Genomic DNA, 20,485 nt, shown 5'->3' with positions numbered 1-20,485 from the left:
TTCAAGCTGGTGAGAAATATCAAGATAGGGCCCGCACTCGTGCCGTGCTCTTCTCCCAGGCAACCAAAACAAGGCTCGAACAAACTATCAGCACAGCGCCGAAAGCGACATTTGAAGCCGGGATTTCCGCCCAGATTGCGTAACCATAGAGGAACGCCCAAATGAGGCCAGTAAACTCGGTCGGCGCGAGCGCCGAGGCTGGTGCGTGACGAAAACCTTCATAAAGAAGATATTGTCCAATCGTTGCAACAAGGCCAAGGCCAATCATCAATACCCATGCCGATGCGTCAGGGGTTTTCCACACCCAAGGGAAGGACACAGCGCAGGCAATACCAAAAAGAAGGCTTGTCGCCCACATCTGGGTCAAAGTCGTTTCGGTCCGGCTAACGAGACGGATCAAAATCGTGCTCAGAGCCCAGCAAAAGCCGGCAATCACGCACATTATCGCGGGTATCAGGTTTGGCGTATGGGTTGGGTTGGCTGCGATCAACACACCGACGAAGCCGCCCATACACGCAACCCAGCGCCCTGCTCCGATCTTCTCCTTGAGAATAAAGATCGACAGAAACATCACCATGATCGGCGCTGAGAAGTAAAGTGTTGTGAGCTCGGCAAGGCCAAGATGACGGGCGGCATTATAGAACAGAAGCCAAGCCAAGAGCATCAGACCAGCGCGCAGCACAAGTGTGCCGCGATATCTGCTCTTGAAAATTGAGGGATGGCGGAGCCGCCACGCAAGCCCGCCGGTAATGATTACAATCACGAGGCTTCGCATAAATAGAATTTGCGGAACCGCATAATCTGCAACAAGCCATTTAACGATGGCATCTTGCAAGGCGAAGCAGGCATAACCTGCAGAGGCAAGCGCGATCCCGAAAATCGGTTTCGACTCAGCGTTTCCAGAATCCATGGTGACCTCACAGTGAAGCCAAGCCGCTATAGCTCACGACGAATGACTTGAGAAGGCTTGTTCTGATGTACGCAGAACACCGAGCATCTTGCAAAGGCATGAGGCGAGGAGTAAGCAGATTCTATTCAAACATGCAGCGAGATTATCCGGCAAACTTCAGCAATGGATTTGCGCACGAGAACGCGTTGAACCAGTGGTCGGGGCACCCAGAAATTATGAATAAGAAAGCGGCACTTGCCGTGGGCGGCAACGCTGTATTGGCGGGCATCCTTCTGATGCTGCTTGGCGATTTCATGTTCGCATTGAACGACGCCATGGGCAAATGGCTTGTAGCGAGTTTCTCAGTTGGTCAAGTTTTGTTGATCCGCTCGTTTGGTGCCTTCTTTGTGCTCGGCCCGATGTTATCGCGCCAGCCGGCAAGCGCCTTACTTCAGGTTGAAAAACCATCGCTTCAATTGGCGCGCGTGGTTCTGGCAACCGCGGATACAGGCCTTTTCTATGCGGCGGTTACTTTCCTTCCGCTAGCAGACGTGATGACCTTCTACATGGCTGGCCCAATCTACGTCGCAGCTCTCTCGCACTTCCTGCTGGGTGAACGCATCGGCTGGCGGCGCTGGCTTGCTGTCTTCATTGGTTTTATCGGCGTTATCATCGCGCTGCGTCCATCTTCAGCGATGCTGTCATGGCCTTCCGTTTTCGGCCTTTTGGGCAGTATTTCTTTCGCCATGACCCTAGTGCTTGGACGTGTTCTGCGTTCCACACCAGACGCGACGCTCGTAACCTGGCAGACGTTGGGCTGTCTTGTTGTTGGTGGCGTTTTGAGTATTGGACATTGGACGCCGTTTACCACCGGCGAATTGCTGGCATTACTTCTGCTTGGTATTGTTGCCTGCCTTGCACATCTGCTGATTACGCGCGCACTTAAGCTCGCACCGGCATCGGTATTGGCACCACTGCAATATACTCTGTTGCTATGGGCGATCGTGTTCGGTTGGATGTTCTTCAACGATCTGCCAGATCGCCAAACGCTCTTTGGGGCTGCAATCATTGTTCTGGCTGGTCTTTTCATCTTCCACCGTGACAAGGTGAAAAAAACAGAACCTCTCGTTCCAAATGATGCCAGCCATGGTTGATCGATAAAGCCTGCTAATTCGCTGCAGTATCAACCCGAACGACGACAGACATGCCGGGTGCAAGCAAATCAGCATCCGGCTGACCGTCATCGATGGCGATGCGAACCGACAAGCGTTGTGTGATCTTGGTGAAGTTGCCAGTCGCATTATCGGATTTGATAACACTGAACTCCGAACCCGCAGCTGGTGAAAAGGCCTCGATATGGCCTTTCAACTCAGCGTGGCGAAGTGCATCGACGGTGAATGTCACCGCCTGACCAACCTTCATCCCGTAGAGCTGGGTTTCCTTGAAATTCGCAACAACCCATTTGGTGTTGGGAACAAGCGAGACAAGCTGCGTGCCTGCCGTCACATATTGCCCGAGCCGCACGCCAACTTCGCCGAGTTCACCATCACGTGGAGCCATGATCCTGGTGTTTTGTAAGTCGATCTTTGCCAGCTCCACCGTTGCTTCCGCATTGGCTATATCGGCATTCAAGCTGTCTCGATTGACGATAATGGATTGGAGATCCTGCTTTGCAACAGCAAGAGCTGCCTGCGCTTCTTCAACAGAAGCCTGCGCCTGCAACAACGTACCATGCGCTGTGTCGGCCGAGCTTTGCGTTGTAACACCGCGCGGCAGCAGAGCCTCTACGCGCTTTGCATTGGCCTGCGCCACTTCCAGCGCTGCATTCGCACCTGAAATCTGTGCCTGCCGCGACTGGATCGTTGCTTCCGCAGAACGCTGACTCTGCTCGGAATTGGCCAGTGCTGCCTTTTTGTTGGCAAGCGACGCCTCTGCCTGATCCAGCTTCTGCTGATAGCTGCGACTATCGATTTCAAATAGAAGCTGTCCCTGTTTGACCGATTGATAGTCAGTCACATCGACGCTGGTAACATATCCCGCAACCTGCGGGCTTATGACCGTAACCTGCCCCCGGACATAAGCATTATCGGTCGTCTCGATGCTGTGCTTGAACGGTGGCAATTGCCACGCCCAGAGAACCATCAGAACACCTGCAAGGCCGATGATAAGGGCTAAACCGCCGCGAACATATTGCTTTCCAACAGACATTTTCAAACACTCATCGATTAACCAACGGTCGTCACTTCTGGATGACGACGGATTTGCATATTTTCATAAATGCGATAGGCGATCAGACAGCCAAGTGACATGACAGCGATTACCGAGATTGCAAGGAAGGCATCATTGTAAGCCATCACTGTTGCCTCACGCGTAACCTGTTGTCCGAGCAGTGCCAATCCTTCAGCCCTGGTTAGCCCTTGATCGGCCAGTACCTTCGCGTACGCACCCGAAAGCGCCTGAATGCGTTGCGCTACCACCGGATTGGACATCACGAGCTGCTCGACCAGATGCGCTGAATGATATTTCTCGCGGATCGCAATGAAGGTGCTGAACACTGCCGAACCGATCAGCCCGCCAATATTCTGCGTAAACAGGAAGATGACGATGAAGCTCGTCATATAGGTCGGCCCCTGTTTGAGCGCTTTCGTGATGCCCGTCAACATCGCAGGTGGTAGGAACAACGCACCACCAAAGGCAATCAACGCCTGACTAAGATATGCATTTTGCGGCCGTGTGAGATTGGTTGCGTGACTATCCATAAAGGCACCCACCGCAATGAAAATCAGCGCCAGTCCGAAGATGGAGGAGACGCGTTCAAGGTTCATCCACATGCCACAAAAAAGGCCACCCGCCAGTGATGCGGCGAGGATTATGAGATATAGAGCCTGACTTTGCCCATCCTGCAGACCGAAGGCCTGAAACAGCCCCACGGCGCCAGTTGTTTGTTCGGCAAGCACAATGCGGAATACAAGGAGGATCAGCGTAAAACGCAGGATCTCCGGCGAAAACAACCAATGCAGGTTCATCAGCGGTTGTTCGCGGTTTAATTCTATCGCAGCAGCACAAGCCAAAGCCACAATTGATATGGCAAGACACACGCCAATCCATGGCGCTTCGAACCACCAATAGTTTTTCCCCTGGACCAAAATGACAGCCAGAAGACCAAATCCGATTGCGATCAGTCCATAGGCCACAAAATCGAGCCAATGCAGAACTTTGGCCCGCGGAACCTGTGTCATTGGCAATACATAAACAACCGCAAAGGCCGCCAACGACAGGCCAATCTCAACCATATAGAGCTGCTGCCATTGTCCGATATCAAACAACATCGGCGAGATCACACGCGCAAATGGACCAGCGGCAGCAGAACAGGTTAGCGCGAGGCTCAGCCCCCAGGTCATCTTCTTTGCTGGCGGAAAAGCTTCAAGCATATAGAGAAAGCCGATGGTCGAAACAGGTGCAGCGGCGGCACCGGCGATGAAGCGGATCGGGATCGCTGACCAGATGTCATAGACCAACAGATGTAGCAGCGAAGAAACCAGAAAGATTGCAATCGCGATTTCTGCAAAGCGTCGGAGACCAAACTGTGTGCGGATCTTGACCAGAAGAATGGTGAGGCTCGCATAGGGCGCCATGTAGGCGGCAATCACCCATGAGGTTTCAGTCAAGGTCGCGCCGAGCGAACCCTGAATCTGCTGCGTATTTGCCGAGATGAAATACATGCTGAGGCCGCGTGTCGACCACATGAGAACAGACGCTGCTATGTAGATTGCGGACATGTAAACCGGCATATGCGCAACCGCAGACGTTGCAACCTGTGCGGGAACGACAGGCTCTTTTGCTGGTATCGGTTTATCGTCGCCTCTTTCGGACATACCGCATCACCTGTCTTTATCAGCGAGCGTTGCTTCAACGGTCTGGCTGATTTCCTGAAGGACGGTAAGTGCTGTTTCAAGGGACTTCTGATCAATCTTTTGCAGAAGTTCCGCGCGGATGCCTTGTGTGATTTCCTGAAGCTGCTTGACCTGAGCCTGCGCTTCTTCAGTCAGCTCAATGCGCTTGGCACGACGGTCACCCTCCACAGCTGCGCGATAAATTAGCTGCTGTTTTTCCAGACCATCAAGCAATCGAACAACAGAAGGATGCTCAACCTCAAGAGCGTCAGCGAGTTCACGCTGGTTCCAATCTCGCTTCTCGGCAAGAAGCAGCAGCACGCGAGCACGTGCGAGTGTCAACCCGCGTTCGCGAACACGGGAGTCAAAAAGATTGCGCATTTTTCGTGCGGCCGTTGAAAGGCCCATCGTGAATGCGGCTTCTAATTCTAGTTTGGACTGAGACATTGTATAGCTATCTATAATATGCGTAGCTACATATATAATGCATAACGATGTAGAGATCAATATCGATCTAATGTTGTGCCAGCTAACGAAAACGTTACCTAATCAGATGAATATTTTTCCGAACTGCGGGAATAAAAACGGCGACCCGATTGTCTTACGTCATATCGCATATCGCGATTGTAACCCGTATGAGGCAAACCATGAAAACCGCAACGTTCATGTCTGTTTTGGCAATTGCAGCAGTATCGGCAACGTCAGTGCTCGGAGCCCCCATGGTCAAAACGATGGAAACATCCAAAGGTCAGGTTTTGGCTGGTGCAAAAGATATGACGCTCTACACTTTTGACAAGGATAGCAAAGGCATGTCCAATTGCCATGATACTTGTGCCACGAACTGGCCGCCTTTTATAGCAGCACAGGGTGACAAGGCGTCAGGCGCCTATACATTGGTAAAGCGCAAGGATGGCAGCGAGCAATGGGCAAAAGACGGAATGCCACTTTACTACTGGATGAAGGACAAAAAGGCCGGCGACGTGACTGGAGACGGCGTTAATGGAGTCTGGCACGTCGCAAAGCCATGAGGCCGATGTGAGCCGTCCTGCCCCCGACAGTTTCGAGGGCCAGCTTCTGGCCCTCCTGCCGATCATGCGGCGCTATTCGCGCAGTCTTGCAACGTCCGATGCCGAAGGTGAAGATCTTTTGCAGGATTGCGTGACCAAAGCGCTGTCCAGGCGCGGCCAGTGGCGAGGCCTCAATCTGCGTGGGTGGATACTCACGATGATGACCAACCTTTACCGCAACAGCTATAAAAGCAAAGCGCGTACCCGGCATGAAACGCTGGATGCTGCCGAAAACATCATTACCCCTTCAACTGAAGACGATCCCTTTCAGTTACAGCAGCTTGAACAAGCCATCAACAGCCTGCCGGAGGACAATCGCTCCGTCCTGATGCTGATCGTCGTTGAAGGATATAGTTATGGCGAAGCAGCAGACATGCTTGAAATTCCCATAGGGACTGTAATGTCACGACTGTCTCGCGCGCGACAACGCCTTGCAGACCACATGAACGGCTCAAATGTCGTAAAAATTCGGGGAAACCTATGACAGAACGCAATTCTCCGATAACAGAAGCGGAACTGCATGGCTTTGTGGACGGTCAGCTTTCCAGTGAAGAAATCGCGCGTGTTTCAGCGATCCTGGAAGACGACCGTCAAAAAGCAGCGATCGTCGCTGAATGGCGCAAGCAGAATGAGGGCATCAGACAGCTTTTCTCCGGCTATGCGCTAGAGAAGAAAGGCGATACGAGGCTTATCTGCGCGCGAACCAAACAAAATGAACGGCGCTATCGCGGGGCCGTTGCGGCGTCCATTCTTGCTGCACTGGCGCTTGGAGGTTTCGGTGGCTTTGCAGGATCTCGCATTTATGACCAGCGACCGCAGATAGCAAGTATAGAAGCACTACCTCAGCAGGCACAGGCCGCCTATCTGATCTATGCAAGCGAAGTGCGCCATCCGGTAGAAGTCTTCTCGGCGGAAGAAGCTCATCTGGCAACATGGCTTGGAAAGCGGCTTGATATTCCTGACCTTAAAATCCCCGACCTCACCACGTTTGGCTTTCAACTTGTTGGTGGTCGTCTGTTGCCAGTCGACAGCAAACCGGGTGCTTTTTTCATGTATGAAGATGTCGCTGGAAAACGCCTTTCAGTCATAGTCGGTCGCAATCCGGAAAACCGGGACACGAGCTTCCGCTTCGCCTCAAATAATGGCGTTGAAACCTTCTATTGGATCGATGGTGAGCTTGGCTACGCGGTAAGTGGCGAGATATCCCGAGACCAACTACGGCAAATCGCTGAAGAATGCTATCGACAGTTTCCGAGCTGACAAAATCGCGTACATAAAAAAGCAACCAAGATTTCAATAAATTCTGCGCACTTCTATAATACATACAAGTAACTATAATGGGTGTTCTATAAAGACAGACCTGTGAAAAAGGCTGTATGCGTTCGCGTTAAAAGATTGCACGCAAACAAAAAAACTATGGGGAACGTGTGCTAAAATTCCAGAATGCTGTTCTTGAGCTGATTGCAAGAGGCAAGCCTCTGGAGCAGACTCTTGTGCAACTCTGTCGTGAGATGGAGGAGTTGATCGCTGATGCAAGCGTGATGGTCTGCTCTGTCGATAGTGCAGGTATGATGCATCTGCTTGCAGCACCGAGCATCCCTGAAAGCTATGGAAAAATACTTGACGGAACAGTAGTTGGTCCGGAAGTCGGCTCCTGCGGCAGCGCAATTTACCACAATGCTGCTGTGAGTGTGGCGGATATAGAAAATGATCCGAAGTGGGCAACCTACAAGAAATGCGTGTTGCCCTTTGGTTTGTTGGCCTGTAGTTCTGTACCTATACGGAACGAGGCTGGTGAAGTCGTCGGCGCGCTGGCTGTCTATTTCAGCAAGAAGCGCATTCCGTTGGCACAAGAGCAGCAAGTGATCAATACGGGTGGCACACTTTGCAGTCTTGCGATGGCGCGTGAAATGCGCATTCTCAACTATGAGCGCAGAGCGACAGTTGACGAACAGACAGGTCTTCCCAATCGTGCCGCATTTGATGACGCGCTTTCACAACTGCGCTGCGAACTGGCTGGCAGCTGGGCGTTGTTTGTCATCGATATCGACAATCTCAAAATTACCAATGATACATTCGGCCATGAGGTCGGCGACTTTCTGATCCGCACTATCGCAACCAACATTTCGGCAGCGATGGCACCTGACATAACCTTCCGAACAGGCGGCGATGAATTTACTGTCATCCTCCAGAGCCATAGCGCACTTTACGACCTCGACAACACTGCGGAATTGATCCTTAAATCGCTTACTTCGCATGTCGAATTTGACGGTCAAACAATTCTGCCACGCGTGACTATTGGCGGCGCTGTTCTGGCCGCACAAGATACACAGCCGCAAATTGTGCGCCGCAATGCAGACTTTGCGCTTTACCACGCCAAGGAAAATGCGCGGGGCAGCTTTGTACGCTATCAACCGAACGTCGATACACGGATTGTTCATCGACGCAATTCGATCCGAGAAGTGCGTGAAGCACTCGATCAAAAGCGTATTACTGCGCATTATCAGCCCGTAATGCGGCTCGATACCAGGGAGGTCATTGGTTTTGAGGCCCTAAGCCGCATGACCACGACCTCGGGCGATATTCTGCCCGCGTCGGTATTTCAGGAATGCTTTTCAGATGTGCATATCGCATCTGAAATCACGCAGTATATGCTAACCATCGTTGCTCAGGACATAAGGAGCTGGCTCGACCTCGGCCTGCCTGTACAACATATTGGTGTGAATGTAACTGCTGCAGACTTTTATGTCGGAGATCTCGCGGCTTTTGTCTCTAAAACATTCGCCAAATATGACGTGCCACTACGACATCTCATCATCGAAGTAACTGAAACCGCCTATATCGGCCAACGCGATGACGTGGTGGCTTCTGGCATTCGAAACCTCCGGATGCTGGGCGTTCGCGTTGCTCTTGATGACTTCGGGACGGGGTTCGCCGCCCTTGCGCATCTCCTCACCGTTCCCGTCGATATCATCAAGATCGACAGGTCTTTTGTATGCAGGTTAGCACCGGGCGACCCAAGTGTCGCAATCGTCAAAGGCATCGTGCAAATTGCTGGAGACCTGAAAATCAAACTCGTTGCCGAGGGGGTCGAGACGATGGCCCTTGCTGAAAAGCTGCAGCAGATGGGCTGCCAGCTTGGTCAGGGCTACGCTTTCTCCAAGGCCGTCAATTACGAAAAGGCAACCACCTTATTGCGGGAATTTGGTCAATACGCAGATCAGATACCCACCGTCGAAGCGAAATCGTTGAAAGCAAAAAACTGAAGCCTTTTGCCCCGGCCTGTGATCCAGTTTCATCGAACCTTCGTATGAGGCTTCATGAATACAAACGTTTCCTTTGGCTCACAGACATGGCACAAGAAAGTGGAGCGCAATTTGCTGCTTCTGGCTTCGCGACATCTGAGCGTACGGGATTCGATACGGATGAATGAACGGACTGCTTCTGAAAATCAGCCCTCATTGGAGGAATTGATGCTGGCGGTCAGTTCCCGACGCGACGTGGACGCATTCGAGGCGATTTTCAAACATTTCGCACCCCGGGTGAAGGCCTATATGGCCAAACTGTCTGCCGATACGCAAACAGCGGAAGAATTAATGCAAGAGACCATGATTACGGTCTGGAACAAGGCAGATCAGTTTGATTTTTCCAAAGGTGCCTTGTCGACCTGGATTTTCACCATCGCTCGAAACCAGCGCATTGATGCAGTGCGACGCGCCCGCCGCCCGGAATTTGACCCAACTGATCCGGCCTTCGTACCCGATGAGGAGCAGCCAGCCGACTTGAGGATTGCCGAGCGGCAATCTGCAAGCCAGTTACGCGCCGCAATGGCTGACTTGCCGAAGGAACAATGCACCCTGCTTGAACTCGCTTATTTCGAGGAAAGCACGCATAGTGCCATCGCAAAGAAGCTTAACCTCCCGCTCGGCACGGTCAAATCCCGGCTTCGACTTGCATTCAGCAAATTGCGGGCAGCGCTCGATAATTCGGGGGCGCACTAATGGATATTAAACATCATCTGAGCGACGAACTCCTTTCAAGCTATGCCGCTGGCACACTGGCAGAAGGCTGGAGCATCGCTGTGGCCACTCATCTTGCACTCTGTCCAGCCTGCCGTTCCCGGCTCAAACAGTTTGAACAGATAGGCGGACAGCTTCTTGAGGCCGTCGAGCCGCAGAAACTTGAAGCATCCACATGGGACAGTTTTAAAGAGAGGATCCAGAAGACGCCGCCGTCAACAGCGCATTCGGCACCACGCGCCGAGATAAAAATGCCTGCCGTGATACCGGAACCGCTGAAATCCTATGTCGGCGGCGACTTACTGGACCTCAAGTGGAAATCGCTTGGTCGGGGTGCCTATCAGGTGCCAATCGAAACGCGCGATAGCGAAACACAGGCCCGCTTGTTAAAAATTCCAGCGGGGAGGCCAGTTCCCGAGCATGGGCACGGCGGTCGCGAACTGACGTTGGTGCTAAGCGGCAGTTTCTATGATGAAACCGGGCTTTTCGCTCGTGGCGACATTGAGGAAGCGGATGGTGATCTTGTGCATCAGCCGATTGCCTCGCCCGATGGGGATTGCATCTGTCTGGCGGTCACTGACGCTCCGCTCAAATTCCAGAGCTGGCTTATGCGGTTGGTTCAGCCCTTGATTGGCATCTAAAGCAAAGGCGGCAAATATGCCGCCTTTTTTATTACAGCATAATTCCTTAAATTTGAATCAGTTTAAGGTAAAATTGTTCTGTAAATATAGAGTGTTAGAGCAGCCTTTGTGCGCCCAAGAGGGCGCACCGCGCTCTAGTTTAACACGACGATTGCCGCGTTTAACGCTGTCGCCAGCGATAGCCAGATGAGATACGGCACGAATAACAGAGCCGAGATACGATCTGCTTGCCATGCGCGAATGATAAAAAGAAGTACGCAAAGCCAGACCCCGATGATTACTACAAGTCCCAGCGCGGTCATGTGAGCGCCAAAGAAAATGGGCGTCCAGAGGAAGTTCAAAATCATCTGGCCAAACCACGGTCCGCGCCGCTGCCACCCACTATCACTTATCCATGTGCGCCAGCCCGCAATGGCAATGAAGATATAAAGTATCGTCCAGATGGGACCAAAGGCTGCGTTAGGCGGGGTAAACCACGGCTTTTGAAGCGCTGCATACCATTCGCCCGGCGGGAACCCGATGCCGATTGCCATTCCGACAACAATAATGACGAAGGCGAAGACGGCCAAAAGACCCAATTTTTGCATATGATTACTCCAGTCTATCCGCTGATCCGCGACGTAACCCAATAGCCAATATAGGCTGACACTGCAGATAGAACAGTGCCCCAGATCAGGTCTGCAATCGTCAGTGTCCACGACCAGTTTTTCAAAGTTGCCTGATTGGTAAGATCATAAGTCGCATAGGCGACGAACCCCAGAAGTGCCCCATGAACGAGCGTGACTGTGCCACTTCCAGCAACAAGTCCGGGCCTCACCGCGAAGAAAATCAGTCCGAACACGAAGATCACATAGAAAACGATAGCCGGTGCAAGACGAAAACTCGGCGCAAGCATATCGCCCATGACAGGGCGGTAAAACACATTCGCCATGTTGGATAACCACACAGAGTCGATTGCCAGAAATGCAACCGCTGTCACTACATAGGCGATGAGATAATCTTTCATCGATTGCTCACTCTCTTATTTGATGCGAGTCCAGCCCACATTACGACACAGGAGGCCAGCCAAAACGCAGCCATTTGTCGTCATATTATCTCCGTCGACTTTCACGCTGATCTTGTAAGTCAGGTTGCGTTGCGGGTCGAAAGCAGTGCCTGAATATTGTCCGTCCGCGGTCTCGTTGATGCTCATCACCAGCCGGTCGCCAGTTTTCTCTTTGGGCGTTCCCGGCTTGATCCATATGTTTGTTGCGCAGATATCCTTGCCGCATCCGGCAATTTTTACCCGCGCGTTGCCATCTCCTCGCGCCCAATTGCCGTTGATATCAGCCGCTTGCGCCGAGAAGGCTAGCAACACCGTCATCATGCTGATCGTCAGTATCCATTTCATCGACGCCTCCTCCGTCAGTGGGCATGAAGCCTAAGCATGTTCAATCGTGTAAAGGCCGACATTGATCGCGCCTTCCTCAAACCCACCTTCGCAATAGCAAAGGTAGTATTCCCAAAGCCTCCGGAATCTATCGTCAAAGCCAAGCTTTTCGATTTCTTGCCAATTTGCGATGAAGCGCTGACGCCATTCAGAAAGTGTCAGCGCATAAGAATGGCCGAAATGCTCGGTAGCCGTTAACACCAGACCGGCCTTCACAAGATCACGCTCAAGCACTTTGTCTGACGGCAGAAAGCCGCCCGGGAAAATGAACTTCTGGATGAAATCGGCTTTGCGGCGATAGTTTTCGTATCGCGTTTCTTCGATCGAAATGACCTGCAAGACCGCTCTACCGCCGGGCTTGAGACAGCGCTTCAGGGTTGCGAAATATTCCGGCCAATAGGCTTCGCCAACGGCCTCAAACATCTCGATCGATACGATGCGGTCAAACTGACCTTGCACATCGCGGTAATCCTGCAGGCGAAGGTCAACGGCGTCGCTTTTCCCAACGTTTTTTACCGCAGTTTGAGCCCAGGCGAGCTGTGATGGAGACAGGGTTATCCCCGTCACATGCGCGTCGCCATATTCTGCGAGATAGCTGGCCAAGGCGCCCCAGCCGCAACCGATTTCAAGAATTTTTTCGCCGCCCTCAAGCGCCAGTTTTTCAGCAATGCACTGCAACTTTTGCTCCTGCGCATTCTCAAGGCTATGCGTTTTCTCATTCCAGATCGCAGATGAATAAAGCATCGAAGGATCGAGCCACCGGGCATAGAAATCATTGCCAAGATCGTAATGCGCTTCGATGTTGCGGCGGCTACCACGGCGCGTATTGGCGTTGAGCAGATGTCCCACACGGTTCAGCGCCCGCATCCAACCCGACCCGCGCAATGTGGAGAGCAGCGTATCGCGATTGCGCGCTGCAAAGCGGATGACCGAGGTTAGATCAGGGGATGTCCATTCGCCTTCGATATAGGCTTGGGCAAAGCCAATATCCCCACCCGTCAGCAACCGACGCAGGCTGTTCCATTTTACAATTGCGATCTTGGCTTCTGGTCCGGGTGATGGACCATTGACAGCAATGACCTCACCGCCAGGCAGCGAAAGCACCAATCGCCCATGCTGGACCTGTTTAAACAGCCGTTTCAACACAATAGCTGAAGGGCTGAAAGCAGGTCGTTCGATCCGGCTTGATCCGGAGAGTCGATGATATTCGTCGAGCTGGCTCATGCGGCCTTGTTCCTTTGCTGGACGGTCTCGTTACGAACAGATGTGATGGGAGTTTCAGGCGCTGCGGGTCGTTTGCGTAAACCGATGCCCTTCAACCAGATTTTCAGTGCCTCCCAGTGAATCCCGCCCACCACTTTGAGGGTGAGAAACGGAATTGCAAAAAAGGCACGCAACAGGGCAGCGTCGCTGAGTTCAACCCGGCGCGCCAAATGACGAGCCGTCAAAAGCAGGCCTTCATCGTCAAAACTGTTAATGCGGATGGATAGCCTGTCTGTGGGGGGCGTGACTTCAAACTCATATCGCAGCTTCATATCCATGAAAGGCGAGACGTAAAAAGCCTTGTCACAACTTTGCACGATGCGTCCGCTTGATGCGTTTTCGACGGGGATCATGTAACCGTGGCGCTGGTGAAATGTGTTATCAACTTCCCAAAGGATCGCCGCAAGTTCGCCGCCACGATTATAGCAAAAGAAAACACTCAGCGGATTGAAAGCCCATCCTGCAATGCGCGGCATGGTGAGCAGGCGGATCGCACCGCCATCCGCCGTTACTCCGACTGCATCCATGGCACGTTCGACCTGTTCGCGCAGCGACACAGTCGATCCATCGCCCCTATCTTTTCTGTAGAAAGAAAACAGATTGAAACGGTCGAGCGAGAACAGCTTCAACTTACCATCAAGCGTTTCCAACTCGTCGAGATCAAGCAGGAGCGAGTAGATTTTATAGGCCAGCTTATGAACCTTCGGCCGCAATCGCGCATGGGTCACATGCCCGGGGAACAGGGCCGACTGAAAGTTTTCGGTCATGCCAACGCCCTTTCCGTGATCGGTAAAGGCTGGCGAACGATGCGCGCACTTTCCTGCTCGACCTGCCATGGGCGGCGTAGGCCGCCCAGATCTTCTGCCACGGCAAGACCTGCCTGAAGGCCATCCTCGTGAAAGCCCGAGCCAAAATGCGCACCGCAAAACCATGTCCGGCGCGTTCCCTGCAAAGACCAGATTTCCTTCTGCGCACGATCCGTTGTCATATCAAAAATCGGGTGCTCATAGATTTCGCGACGGATTACCAGTTCCTCACGCGGCGCCCGACACGGATTGAGCGTGACAAAAGTCTCGGGCGCTTTGCCCAATGGTTGCAGGCGGTTCATCCAGTAAGTGATGGATGGCTGCGCTGGGCCAGTACCTGCATTGGTGAGGTAATTCCAGCTCGACCACGCCGCCCTGCGTTTGGGCATTAAAGATGCATCGCTGTGCAGCACCGCTTCATTACGTGAATATTGAAACGCGCCGAGAATGCGGTTTTCATCCGCGCTCGGATCGGCCAGCATCTGCAAGGCCTGATCGGCATGGGTCGCGATTATGACATCGTCGAAGCCATGGGAAATACCGCTACCGTCAATCAACTCGACAGATTTTTCGGAGCGTCGAACGGATTTAATCGGCGTCGAAAGCCTGATCCGGTCTGCATAGGGCTTGGTGATACGCTTTACATATTCCCTGCTGCCGCCGGATACCGTGCGCCAGATCGGCCTGTCACGAAGAGCCAGAAGACCGTGATTGCAACAAAAGCGAACGAAGCTTGCTGCCGGATATCGCCCCACCTCCATCGCAGGGGTAGACCAGATCGCCGCCGCCATCGGATAGAGATGATCTTCACGGAAAGCCCGGCCATAACCATTGCGTGCTAAATAATCATCAAGCGAGATGCCGCCCATAATGGCTAGGTCTTTGGATGCATTGCGATAAAATCGCAAAAGATCGCGGATCATCGACCAGAAACGCGGGCTAACCAGATTGGAGCGCTGGGCAAAGAGTCCGAGGGCCGTGCCGCCTGAATATTCATAGGCGCCATTTGCGACTGAAACGGCAAATGACATGTTCGACGCCGCGGTTGGAACTTCAAGTGTGCGAAACAATGCAGTCAGATTTGGATAGGTCACTTCATTATAGACGATGAACCCGGTATCGACAGCGACCGGACCGAGGCTGCTTTCAAAATCGACGGTATTGCTGTGGCCGCCGATGCGATCCGATGCTTCGAATACAGTTACATCATGGCGTTGCGAAAGCAGCCATGCAGCCGACAATCCTGAAATCCCGCTGCCGATAATCGCGACCCTGAGACGTTTAGAGCTGCCCGTGTGGTTCGTGATATCCATAGTCCCTCTCTTCACCGCATGCTTGGGCCGCGTGTTGCTGCATTTTCATCGTCTTACGTTTTGAGAAGGGGTTTGGTTCAATCGGCTATCAAACTTTTTTTCATTTTTTGAGCCGCTTACGAAACCAAACGGCCGGACCGAACGTATTGGATGAAGAAAAAGCGAACTCTCGGCTAAAGGTCCACCATGCAACCCGGTCTGCTTTTAATTGTTGCCATCAGCTTGTCGGCCATCATGGCTCTCGCGTGGGCGCTTGAAAGAAAGAGTGGCAAAAGTGGCTGGATCGATGCAATCTGGTCATTCTCTGTAGGCTTAGGTTCAGTCATAGCCGTGATGCTTGCGAATGCGACATGGCAACGGCGCTCCGCGATACTGATCCTCATTCTGGCGTGGTCACTTCGCCTTGGCTTTCACATAGCGCAGCGAAGCATGGGCCATGGTGACGACCCACGCTACGCAAAGCTGATAAAAGAATGGGGAGAAAATGCTTCCTCGCGCCTTTTCTGGTTTTTGCAGATACAGGCTCTCGCAGCCTTTGTTCTGGTTCTGGCAGTCTATCTCGCTGCTGTTAGTCGGCCGGGCTTTCCATCTTTCTGGGATATAATCGCGGTAATAATCATCGCCATAGCACTGATTGGTGAAGCCCTGTCTGACGCGCAGCTCGCGCAGTTTCGCAAGACGCCAGAAGCCAAAACTGAAATTTGCGAAACCGGACTTTGGGCCTATTCCCGACATCCAAACTATTTCTTTGAATGGTTGTTCTGGTGTGCGTGGCCGCTGATGGCGATCACCGCATCGCCATGGAGCTGGCTGTCGCTACTCGCCCCGATCCAGATGTACTGGTTGCTGGTGCATGTCTCCGGCATCCCGCCGCTTGAAGAACACATGCTGAAATCGCGCGGTGAAAAATTCCGTGCCCTGCAAAGCCGGGTTAATGCGTTTTTCCCCGGCCCCCGAAAAAGCCCCGCTAGATCAGGAGCCAAAACATGAATATGCTGGCATATGCAATCAATGCTGCAGAGCGCGTTCCTCTGAGCGATACCATCACACTTGCGGGTATCGATTATCTTTGCGCCCGAACCAAGCGCCGACTGGCAGGAACATCTGAACAGATCGAGCTGGATTTCCTGAAAACCATGAAGGATTTTCCGGTCGCCACCCATACGGATGATGCCAACCGCCAGCATTACGAACTGCCGCCGCAGTTTTTTGAGTTGGCACTGGGTCCGCAACGCAAATATTCCTGCTGTTTTTATCCAGACCAGAAGACAACACTTGAAGTGGCGGAAACCTATGCGCTCAGCGAAACTGTGCGCCATGCCGATATCAGCGATGGAATGGACATTCTGGAGCTTGGTTGTGGCTGGGGCTCATTGTCGCTCTATCTCGCTGAAAATTTTCCCAACGCGCGGATCGTCTCCGTTTCAAACTCCGCCTCGCAGCGCGCCTATATCGAAGCACGCGCCGCAACCCTTGGTCTTAAAAACCTCACAGTTATCACCGCCGATATGAACGATTTTTCCATCGACCAGCGCTTTGATCGCGTGGCTTCGGTGGAAATGTTTGAACATATGTCGAACTGGCAATCTTTATTTGAACGCGTACGCGGATGGCTTCATGCAGATGGACGATTGTTCATTCATGTCTTCACTCATCGCGATCGTTCCTATCGCTTCAACCATAAAAATCCGGCCGATTGGATCGCACATCATTTCTTCACTGGCGGCATTATGCCTGCCTTCGACCTGCCGCATCGCTTCGACGATATTTTCACCGTAGAGCAGGATTGGCGCTGGTCTGGACGCCATTATCAGCAAACAGCTTTGGATTGGCTGAACAATTTCGACAATTCGATTGATCAGATAAGGCCAATTCTGCAACAGGTCTACGCGCAGGATGCCATTCTTTGGGAACGCCGCTGGCGGCTGTTCTTTCTGGCAACTGCCGGATTATTTGGCCACGAAAATGGTGACGTCTGGGGCGTCGGACACTACCTCTTAAAGCCCGTCAAATAAGGATCATTCAATGACTGCGAATGCGCTTGTCTGGTTGCGTAACGATCTGCGCCTTGCCGACAATCCTGCCCTTCAAGCCGCCGTTAAGCTGGGCGGCAAGATCACAGCGCTTTATGTGCATGAAACCAATCCGCAATTGCGCGCACCCGGGGGTGCCGTGATCTGGTGGCTGGAACAGAGCCTCAGTTCACTCAAAAAAAGCCTCAACGAACGCAGTGTCGAGGTGCTGGTGGCACGCGGCGATGCACTCGATATCATTGAGGGTCTGATTGAAGAAAACGGCTTCGATACAGTGTTTTGGAACCGGCGTTATGCGCCGCAGGAGCGTGATGTCGATGCAGTCGTCAAATCCACATTGAAAGACAAGGGACTGAATGTGGAGTCCTTTGCCGGCAATCTTCTGGCTGAGCCTTGGGAGATCAAAACCGGCAGCGGCGGTCCTTATCAAGTCTTTACACCCTATGCCAAAACGCTGCGTCAGCAGGGAGTAACCCGACCGCTCTCCTCGTCCGACTGGAGAGCCGAACCATCAATCCTAAAGGACAAGCCTGCAAGCGAAGCTTACAAGCAGCCTTTCTGGTCAAAAAAGATGAATGGCCTGTGGGAGATAGGCGAAGCGGCTGCCATTGATCAGTTATATCATTTCTTCGATGAGACCATCCGCAATTATGCCGGCGATCGTGATCGTCCGGATGTCGAAGGCACATCCAAGCTTTCGCCGCATCTGCGCTTTGGTGAAATCAGCCCAAGACAGGCATGGTACGCCACGCTTTCGCTAATGGATGAACATCCGAACACACAGACCGGCGGTGAAAAATTTCTCTCCGAACTGATCTGGCGCGATTTTCATTATCACCAGCTCTACTATCGTCCGGACATCGCTGAAAATGATATGCGCGATACGCTGGCTGACGTTCAGTGGCAGAGCAATCCACAAGCGTTCGAAGCCTGGAAAAAGGGTAATACCGGCGTTCCAATGATTGATGCCGGGATGCGTCAACTCTGGGCTACTGGCTGGATGCATAACCGCGTGCGGATGCTGGTAGCGTCAGTCCTAAGCAAAAACATGCAGGTCGATTGGCGCGACGGCGAAAAATGGTTCTGGGATACGCTGGTGGATGCAGATATCGCAAGCAATCCAGGGAGCTGGCAATGGGTTGCCGGTTGCGGCATGGACGCGGCACCTTATTTCCGCGTGTTCAATCCTGTATTACAAGGCGACAAATTCGATACCCGCGGCGGATATGTGCGCGAATGGGTGCCGGAAATCGCCGCATTGCCGGATCGTTGGATCCATAAACCCTATGCTGCACCGGAAGACGTGTTGCAGAAAGCGGGCATCGTTCTTGGCAAAACTTACCCGCTTCCCGTTTTCAAGGCACCCAAAGCGGGTAAATAAACCCGCTTAGTGCATCTCTAGTTGAGACCGAGTGATTGGAACCACTATATCCCACGCAAACTGCTTCGCAATTTTGCTGGAAATGCATTAAAACCTCTGCATCAACACACGCGCGGCACGCTCGCTGCGCTTCAGATCTTTGTAGATATCGCGTTTCGCAGCATGGAACTCGCTGACCAAACCTTTCTGCGGCGCAATCGTTTCAGCAATTGCGCTCATGCTGGCAGCAATCTGAGCGAGATCCGTTTTCTCAAAAGCGCTAGCGCCCGCGATCCCTGAGCCAAGAAGAACAGGCTCGGCAGAAGACGGCAAGGATACTTCCAGCCCTGTCGCATCAGCCAATATCCGACGCATGAGCGGACTGCGCGCAGCACCACCACTCACGATTATTGTACGGATGGGAATATTTTTGGCAGTCAGTGCATCAACAATATCCGCCGTGCCATAGGCCAGACCACAAAGACCCGCAACGAACAGACAAACCAGATTTTCTCGCGATGCATCGAGCTTGATGCCCGTTATGGTACCGGTCGCATCAGGATCGGCGTCTGGCGCGCGGTTGCCCAGAAACTCCGGCACAACGTGAAGCCCCTTTGCCAGAAGCGCTGTCTTTGAAAACTCACCTGTCGCATCAATGGCCAGCTGCTCAAGGTAGTCGAGAAGTGACAGGCCTTTGGCTGCCGCTTCCTTCTCAGCCTCAGTCTTATAGGGATGCATACCGACCAGATAATCAGTCGCAGCACCAAATGCCGACTGCCCGCCTTCATTAAGCCAGAGGCCGGGCATCATGGCTCCCAAGTAAGGCCCCCAGACACCATCCACAAATGCAGGTTTCTGGGTAACACTCATCGTGCAGGCAGATGTGCCGATAATTAGTGCCAACCTGGACCGCATATCGACGGCGCTGTTCTCATCCGCACTTCCCGCGATAGTGCCGACACCGCCGGCATGTGCATCGATGAGCGACGCACCGACCGCCGTACCGGGTACAAGACCCAGCTCTTTTGCAGCCTGCTCAGTCAATCCCTGAGCCAATGGGGTGGCGATATCAACAATGTCGGTTCCAATACGGGCAAAACCTTCATCGGCCAGCACACCGAGGCCAATGGTGCGGAAGTAATCCTCATCCCATCGCTTTTCGTGGCCAAGATAAGTCCATTTGCAAACCACCGTGCAAAGCGAGCGCGAGTGGCTACCGGTTGCACGATAGGTCAGATAATCGGGCAAGTCGAAGAAGAGACCGGCGGCGTTGAACGTATCAGGGTTGTTTTCCTTCAACCAAAGCAGCTTCGGCGTTTCCATTTCTGGGGAAATGCGCCCCCCGACATATCGCAAAACGGGATTGGCCGTCGCATTGATACGTTCAGCTTGTTCGCGGGCGCGATGATCCATCCATACGATGATGTTTCGCTCTGCGTCACCCGCAGGGCTCGCAGGCAATGGATTGCCGTTTTTGTCGAGAATGACCAGCGAACACGTCGCATCAAAGCCGATGCCTTTGACGGATTCCGGGGCGACATTTGCCAGCTCTAATGCTGCTGCCACTGAGCTGCAAACGGCCTGCCAGATATCGTCCGAGGATTGCTCGACAATATCCGAACCCTGCTTCCACATGCGGATATTTTGCTTGGCACTCGCCAGCAACTCTCCATCGCGTGTAAACAGCCCTGCCCGCGCACTGCCCGTACCGACATCAACACCCAGAAATACGTCCAACTTATGCCTCCCATGCAGGCTAGGTGCGCCAAATG

Annotated in this window: 21 protein-coding genes; 10 read left to right on the top strand and 11 right to left on the bottom strand. The window is 52.8% G+C overall.

The window, feature by feature from the left end:
* Positions 1 to 19: 19 nt before the first annotated feature.
* A complete protein-coding gene (locus KMS41_13400) occupies positions 20 to 910 on the bottom strand; it encodes a DMT family transporter (protein QWK79914.1) in 891 nt (296 codons plus the stop codon).
* Between the two features lie 215 nt (positions 911 to 1,125).
* On the opposite strand from KMS41_13400, the gene KMS41_13395 reads away from it, so the two are divergent.
* Positions 1,126 to 2,043, top strand: coding sequence for a DMT family transporter (locus KMS41_13395; GenBank protein QWK79913.1), 918 nt, complete (start codon positions 1,126 to 1,128; stop codon positions 2,041 to 2,043).
* Positions 2,044 to 2,056: 13 nt separating this feature from the next.
* Here KMS41_13395 and KMS41_13390 read toward each other — a convergent pair whose 3' ends face one another.
* The 3 genes from KMS41_13390 to KMS41_13380 all read right to left on the bottom strand — a co-directional run bounded on the left by KMS41_13390 (position 2,057) and on the right by KMS41_13380 (position 5,229).
* Positions 2,057 to 3,097 (bottom strand): HlyD family secretion protein, encoded by a 1,041-nt coding sequence (locus KMS41_13390; protein QWK79912.1) that lies wholly within the window; start codon positions 3,095 to 3,097, stop codon positions 2,057 to 2,059.
* A 17-nt stretch (positions 3,098 to 3,114) separates the two neighbouring features.
* Positions 3,115 to 4,680: an MFS transporter gene (locus KMS41_13385; protein QWK80246.1), complete on the bottom strand. Its 1,566-nt coding sequence runs from the start codon at positions 4,678 to 4,680 to the stop codon at positions 3,115 to 3,117.
* A gap of 90 nt (positions 4,681 to 4,770) precedes the next feature.
* The gene (locus KMS41_13380) at positions 4,771 to 5,229 is read right to left on the bottom strand and encodes a MarR family transcriptional regulator (GenBank protein ID QWK79911.1); all 459 of its coding nucleotides are present in this window, start codon (positions 5,227 to 5,229) and stop codon (positions 4,771 to 4,773) included.
* A 200-nt stretch (positions 5,230 to 5,429) separates the two neighbouring features.
* Between KMS41_13380 and KMS41_13375 the strand changes: the two genes are divergently transcribed.
* The 6 genes from KMS41_13375 (at position 5,430) to KMS41_13350 (ending at position 10,509) form a co-directional block, all read left to right on the top strand.
* Positions 5,430 to 5,810: a hypothetical protein gene (locus KMS41_13375; GenBank protein ID QWK79910.1), complete on the top strand. Its 381-nt coding sequence runs from the start codon at positions 5,430 to 5,432 to the stop codon at positions 5,808 to 5,810.
* Positions 5,782 to 6,333: a sigma-70 family RNA polymerase sigma factor gene (locus KMS41_13370; GenBank protein ID QWK79909.1), complete on the top strand. Its 552-nt coding sequence runs from the start codon at positions 5,782 to 5,784 to the stop codon at positions 6,331 to 6,333. The genes KMS41_13375 and KMS41_13370 overlap by 29 nt, the downstream gene beginning before the upstream one ends.
* Positions 6,330 to 7,109, top strand: a complete 780-nt coding sequence (locus KMS41_13365) for an anti-sigma factor (GenBank protein ID QWK79908.1) — start codon at positions 6,330 to 6,332, stop codon at positions 7,107 to 7,109. The genes KMS41_13370 and KMS41_13365 overlap by 4 nt, the downstream gene beginning before the upstream one ends.
* Before the next feature lie 167 nt (positions 7,110 to 7,276).
* Positions 7,277 to 9,115: an EAL domain-containing protein gene (locus KMS41_13360; GenBank protein ID QWK79907.1), complete on the top strand. Its 1,839-nt coding sequence runs from the start codon at positions 7,277 to 7,279 to the stop codon at positions 9,113 to 9,115.
* 159 nt (positions 9,116 to 9,274) lie between these two features.
* Positions 9,275 to 9,850, top strand: coding sequence for a sigma-70 family RNA polymerase sigma factor (locus tag KMS41_13355; GenBank protein QWK80245.1), 576 nt, complete (start codon positions 9,275 to 9,277; stop codon positions 9,848 to 9,850).
* Positions 9,850 to 10,509, top strand: a complete 660-nt coding sequence (locus tag KMS41_13350) for a ChrR family anti-sigma-E factor (protein QWK79906.1) — start codon at positions 9,850 to 9,852, stop codon at positions 10,507 to 10,509. The genes KMS41_13355 and KMS41_13350 overlap by 1 nt, the downstream gene beginning before the upstream one ends.
* 134 nt (positions 10,510 to 10,643) lie before the next feature.
* Here the strand turns inward: KMS41_13350 and KMS41_13345 are convergent, their stop codons facing one another.
* From KMS41_13345 to KMS41_13320, 6 genes are read right to left on the bottom strand one after another with little or no spacing between them, the layout of a single operon-like run.
* Positions 10,644 to 11,096 (bottom strand): tryptophan-rich sensory protein, encoded by a 453-nt coding sequence (locus KMS41_13345; GenBank protein ID QWK79905.1) that lies wholly within the window; start codon positions 11,094 to 11,096, stop codon positions 10,644 to 10,646.
* Between the two features lie 14 nt (positions 11,097 to 11,110).
* Positions 11,111 to 11,515: a DUF2177 family protein gene (locus tag KMS41_13340; GenBank protein ID QWK79904.1), complete on the bottom strand. Its 405-nt coding sequence runs from the start codon at positions 11,513 to 11,515 to the stop codon at positions 11,111 to 11,113.
* Between the two features lie 15 nt (positions 11,516 to 11,530).
* The gene (locus KMS41_13335) at positions 11,531 to 11,899 is read right to left on the bottom strand and encodes a DUF2147 domain-containing protein (GenBank protein ID QWK79903.1); all 369 of its coding nucleotides are present in this window, start codon (positions 11,897 to 11,899) and stop codon (positions 11,531 to 11,533) included.
* A gap of 30 nt (positions 11,900 to 11,929) precedes the next feature.
* Complete coding sequence (locus tag KMS41_13330) at positions 11,930 to 13,162, bottom strand: cyclopropane-fatty-acyl-phospholipid synthase family protein (protein QWK79902.1); 1,233 nt, start codon at positions 13,160 to 13,162, stop codon at positions 11,930 to 11,932.
* The gene (locus KMS41_13325; protein QWK79901.1) at positions 13,159 to 13,968 is read right to left on the bottom strand and encodes a DUF1365 family protein; all 810 of its coding nucleotides are present in this window, start codon (positions 13,966 to 13,968) and stop codon (positions 13,159 to 13,161) included. The genes KMS41_13330 and KMS41_13325 overlap by 4 nt, the downstream gene beginning before the upstream one ends.
* Positions 13,965 to 15,320: an NAD(P)/FAD-dependent oxidoreductase gene (locus KMS41_13320; protein QWK79900.1), complete on the bottom strand. Its 1,356-nt coding sequence runs from the start codon at positions 15,318 to 15,320 to the stop codon at positions 13,965 to 13,967. The genes KMS41_13325 and KMS41_13320 overlap by 4 nt, the downstream gene beginning before the upstream one ends.
* A gap of 186 nt (positions 15,321 to 15,506) precedes the next feature.
* Here KMS41_13320 and KMS41_13315 point away from each other — a divergent pair, with 186 nt between their 5' ends.
* Genes KMS41_13315 through KMS41_13305 form a run of 3 tightly spaced genes read left to right on the top strand, consistent with a single transcriptional unit; the run spans position 15,507 to position 18,734 of the window.
* Entirely contained in the window at positions 15,507 to 16,310 is an 804-nt protein-coding gene (locus tag KMS41_13315; protein QWK79899.1) for a DUF1295 domain-containing protein, read from the top strand.
* Positions 16,307 to 17,335, top strand: coding sequence for a cyclopropane-fatty-acyl-phospholipid synthase family protein (locus KMS41_13310; protein ID QWK79898.1), 1,029 nt, complete (start codon positions 16,307 to 16,309; stop codon positions 17,333 to 17,335). Before KMS41_13315 ends, KMS41_13310 begins: the two co-directional genes overlap by 4 nt.
* 10 nt (positions 17,336 to 17,345) lie before the next feature.
* A complete protein-coding gene (locus KMS41_13305) occupies positions 17,346 to 18,734 on the top strand; it encodes a DNA photolyase family protein (GenBank protein QWK79897.1) in 1,389 nt (462 codons plus the stop codon).
* Positions 18,735 to 18,821: 87 nt separating this feature from the next.
* On the opposite strand, the gene KMS41_13300 is transcribed toward KMS41_13305, so the two are convergent.
* The gene (locus KMS41_13300) at positions 18,822 to 20,450 is read right to left on the bottom strand and encodes an FGGY-family carbohydrate kinase (GenBank protein ID QWK79896.1); all 1,629 of its coding nucleotides are present in this window, start codon (positions 20,448 to 20,450) and stop codon (positions 18,822 to 18,824) included.
* Between the last annotated feature and the right edge of the window lie 35 nt (positions 20,451 to 20,485).

The sequence above is a fragment of the Ochrobactrum sp. BTU1 genome (genome assembly GCA_018798825.1).
Lineage (GTDB): Bacteria > Pseudomonadota > Alphaproteobacteria > Rhizobiales > Rhizobiaceae > Brucella.
This window is presented reverse-complemented; position numbering and strand designations above follow the sequence as displayed.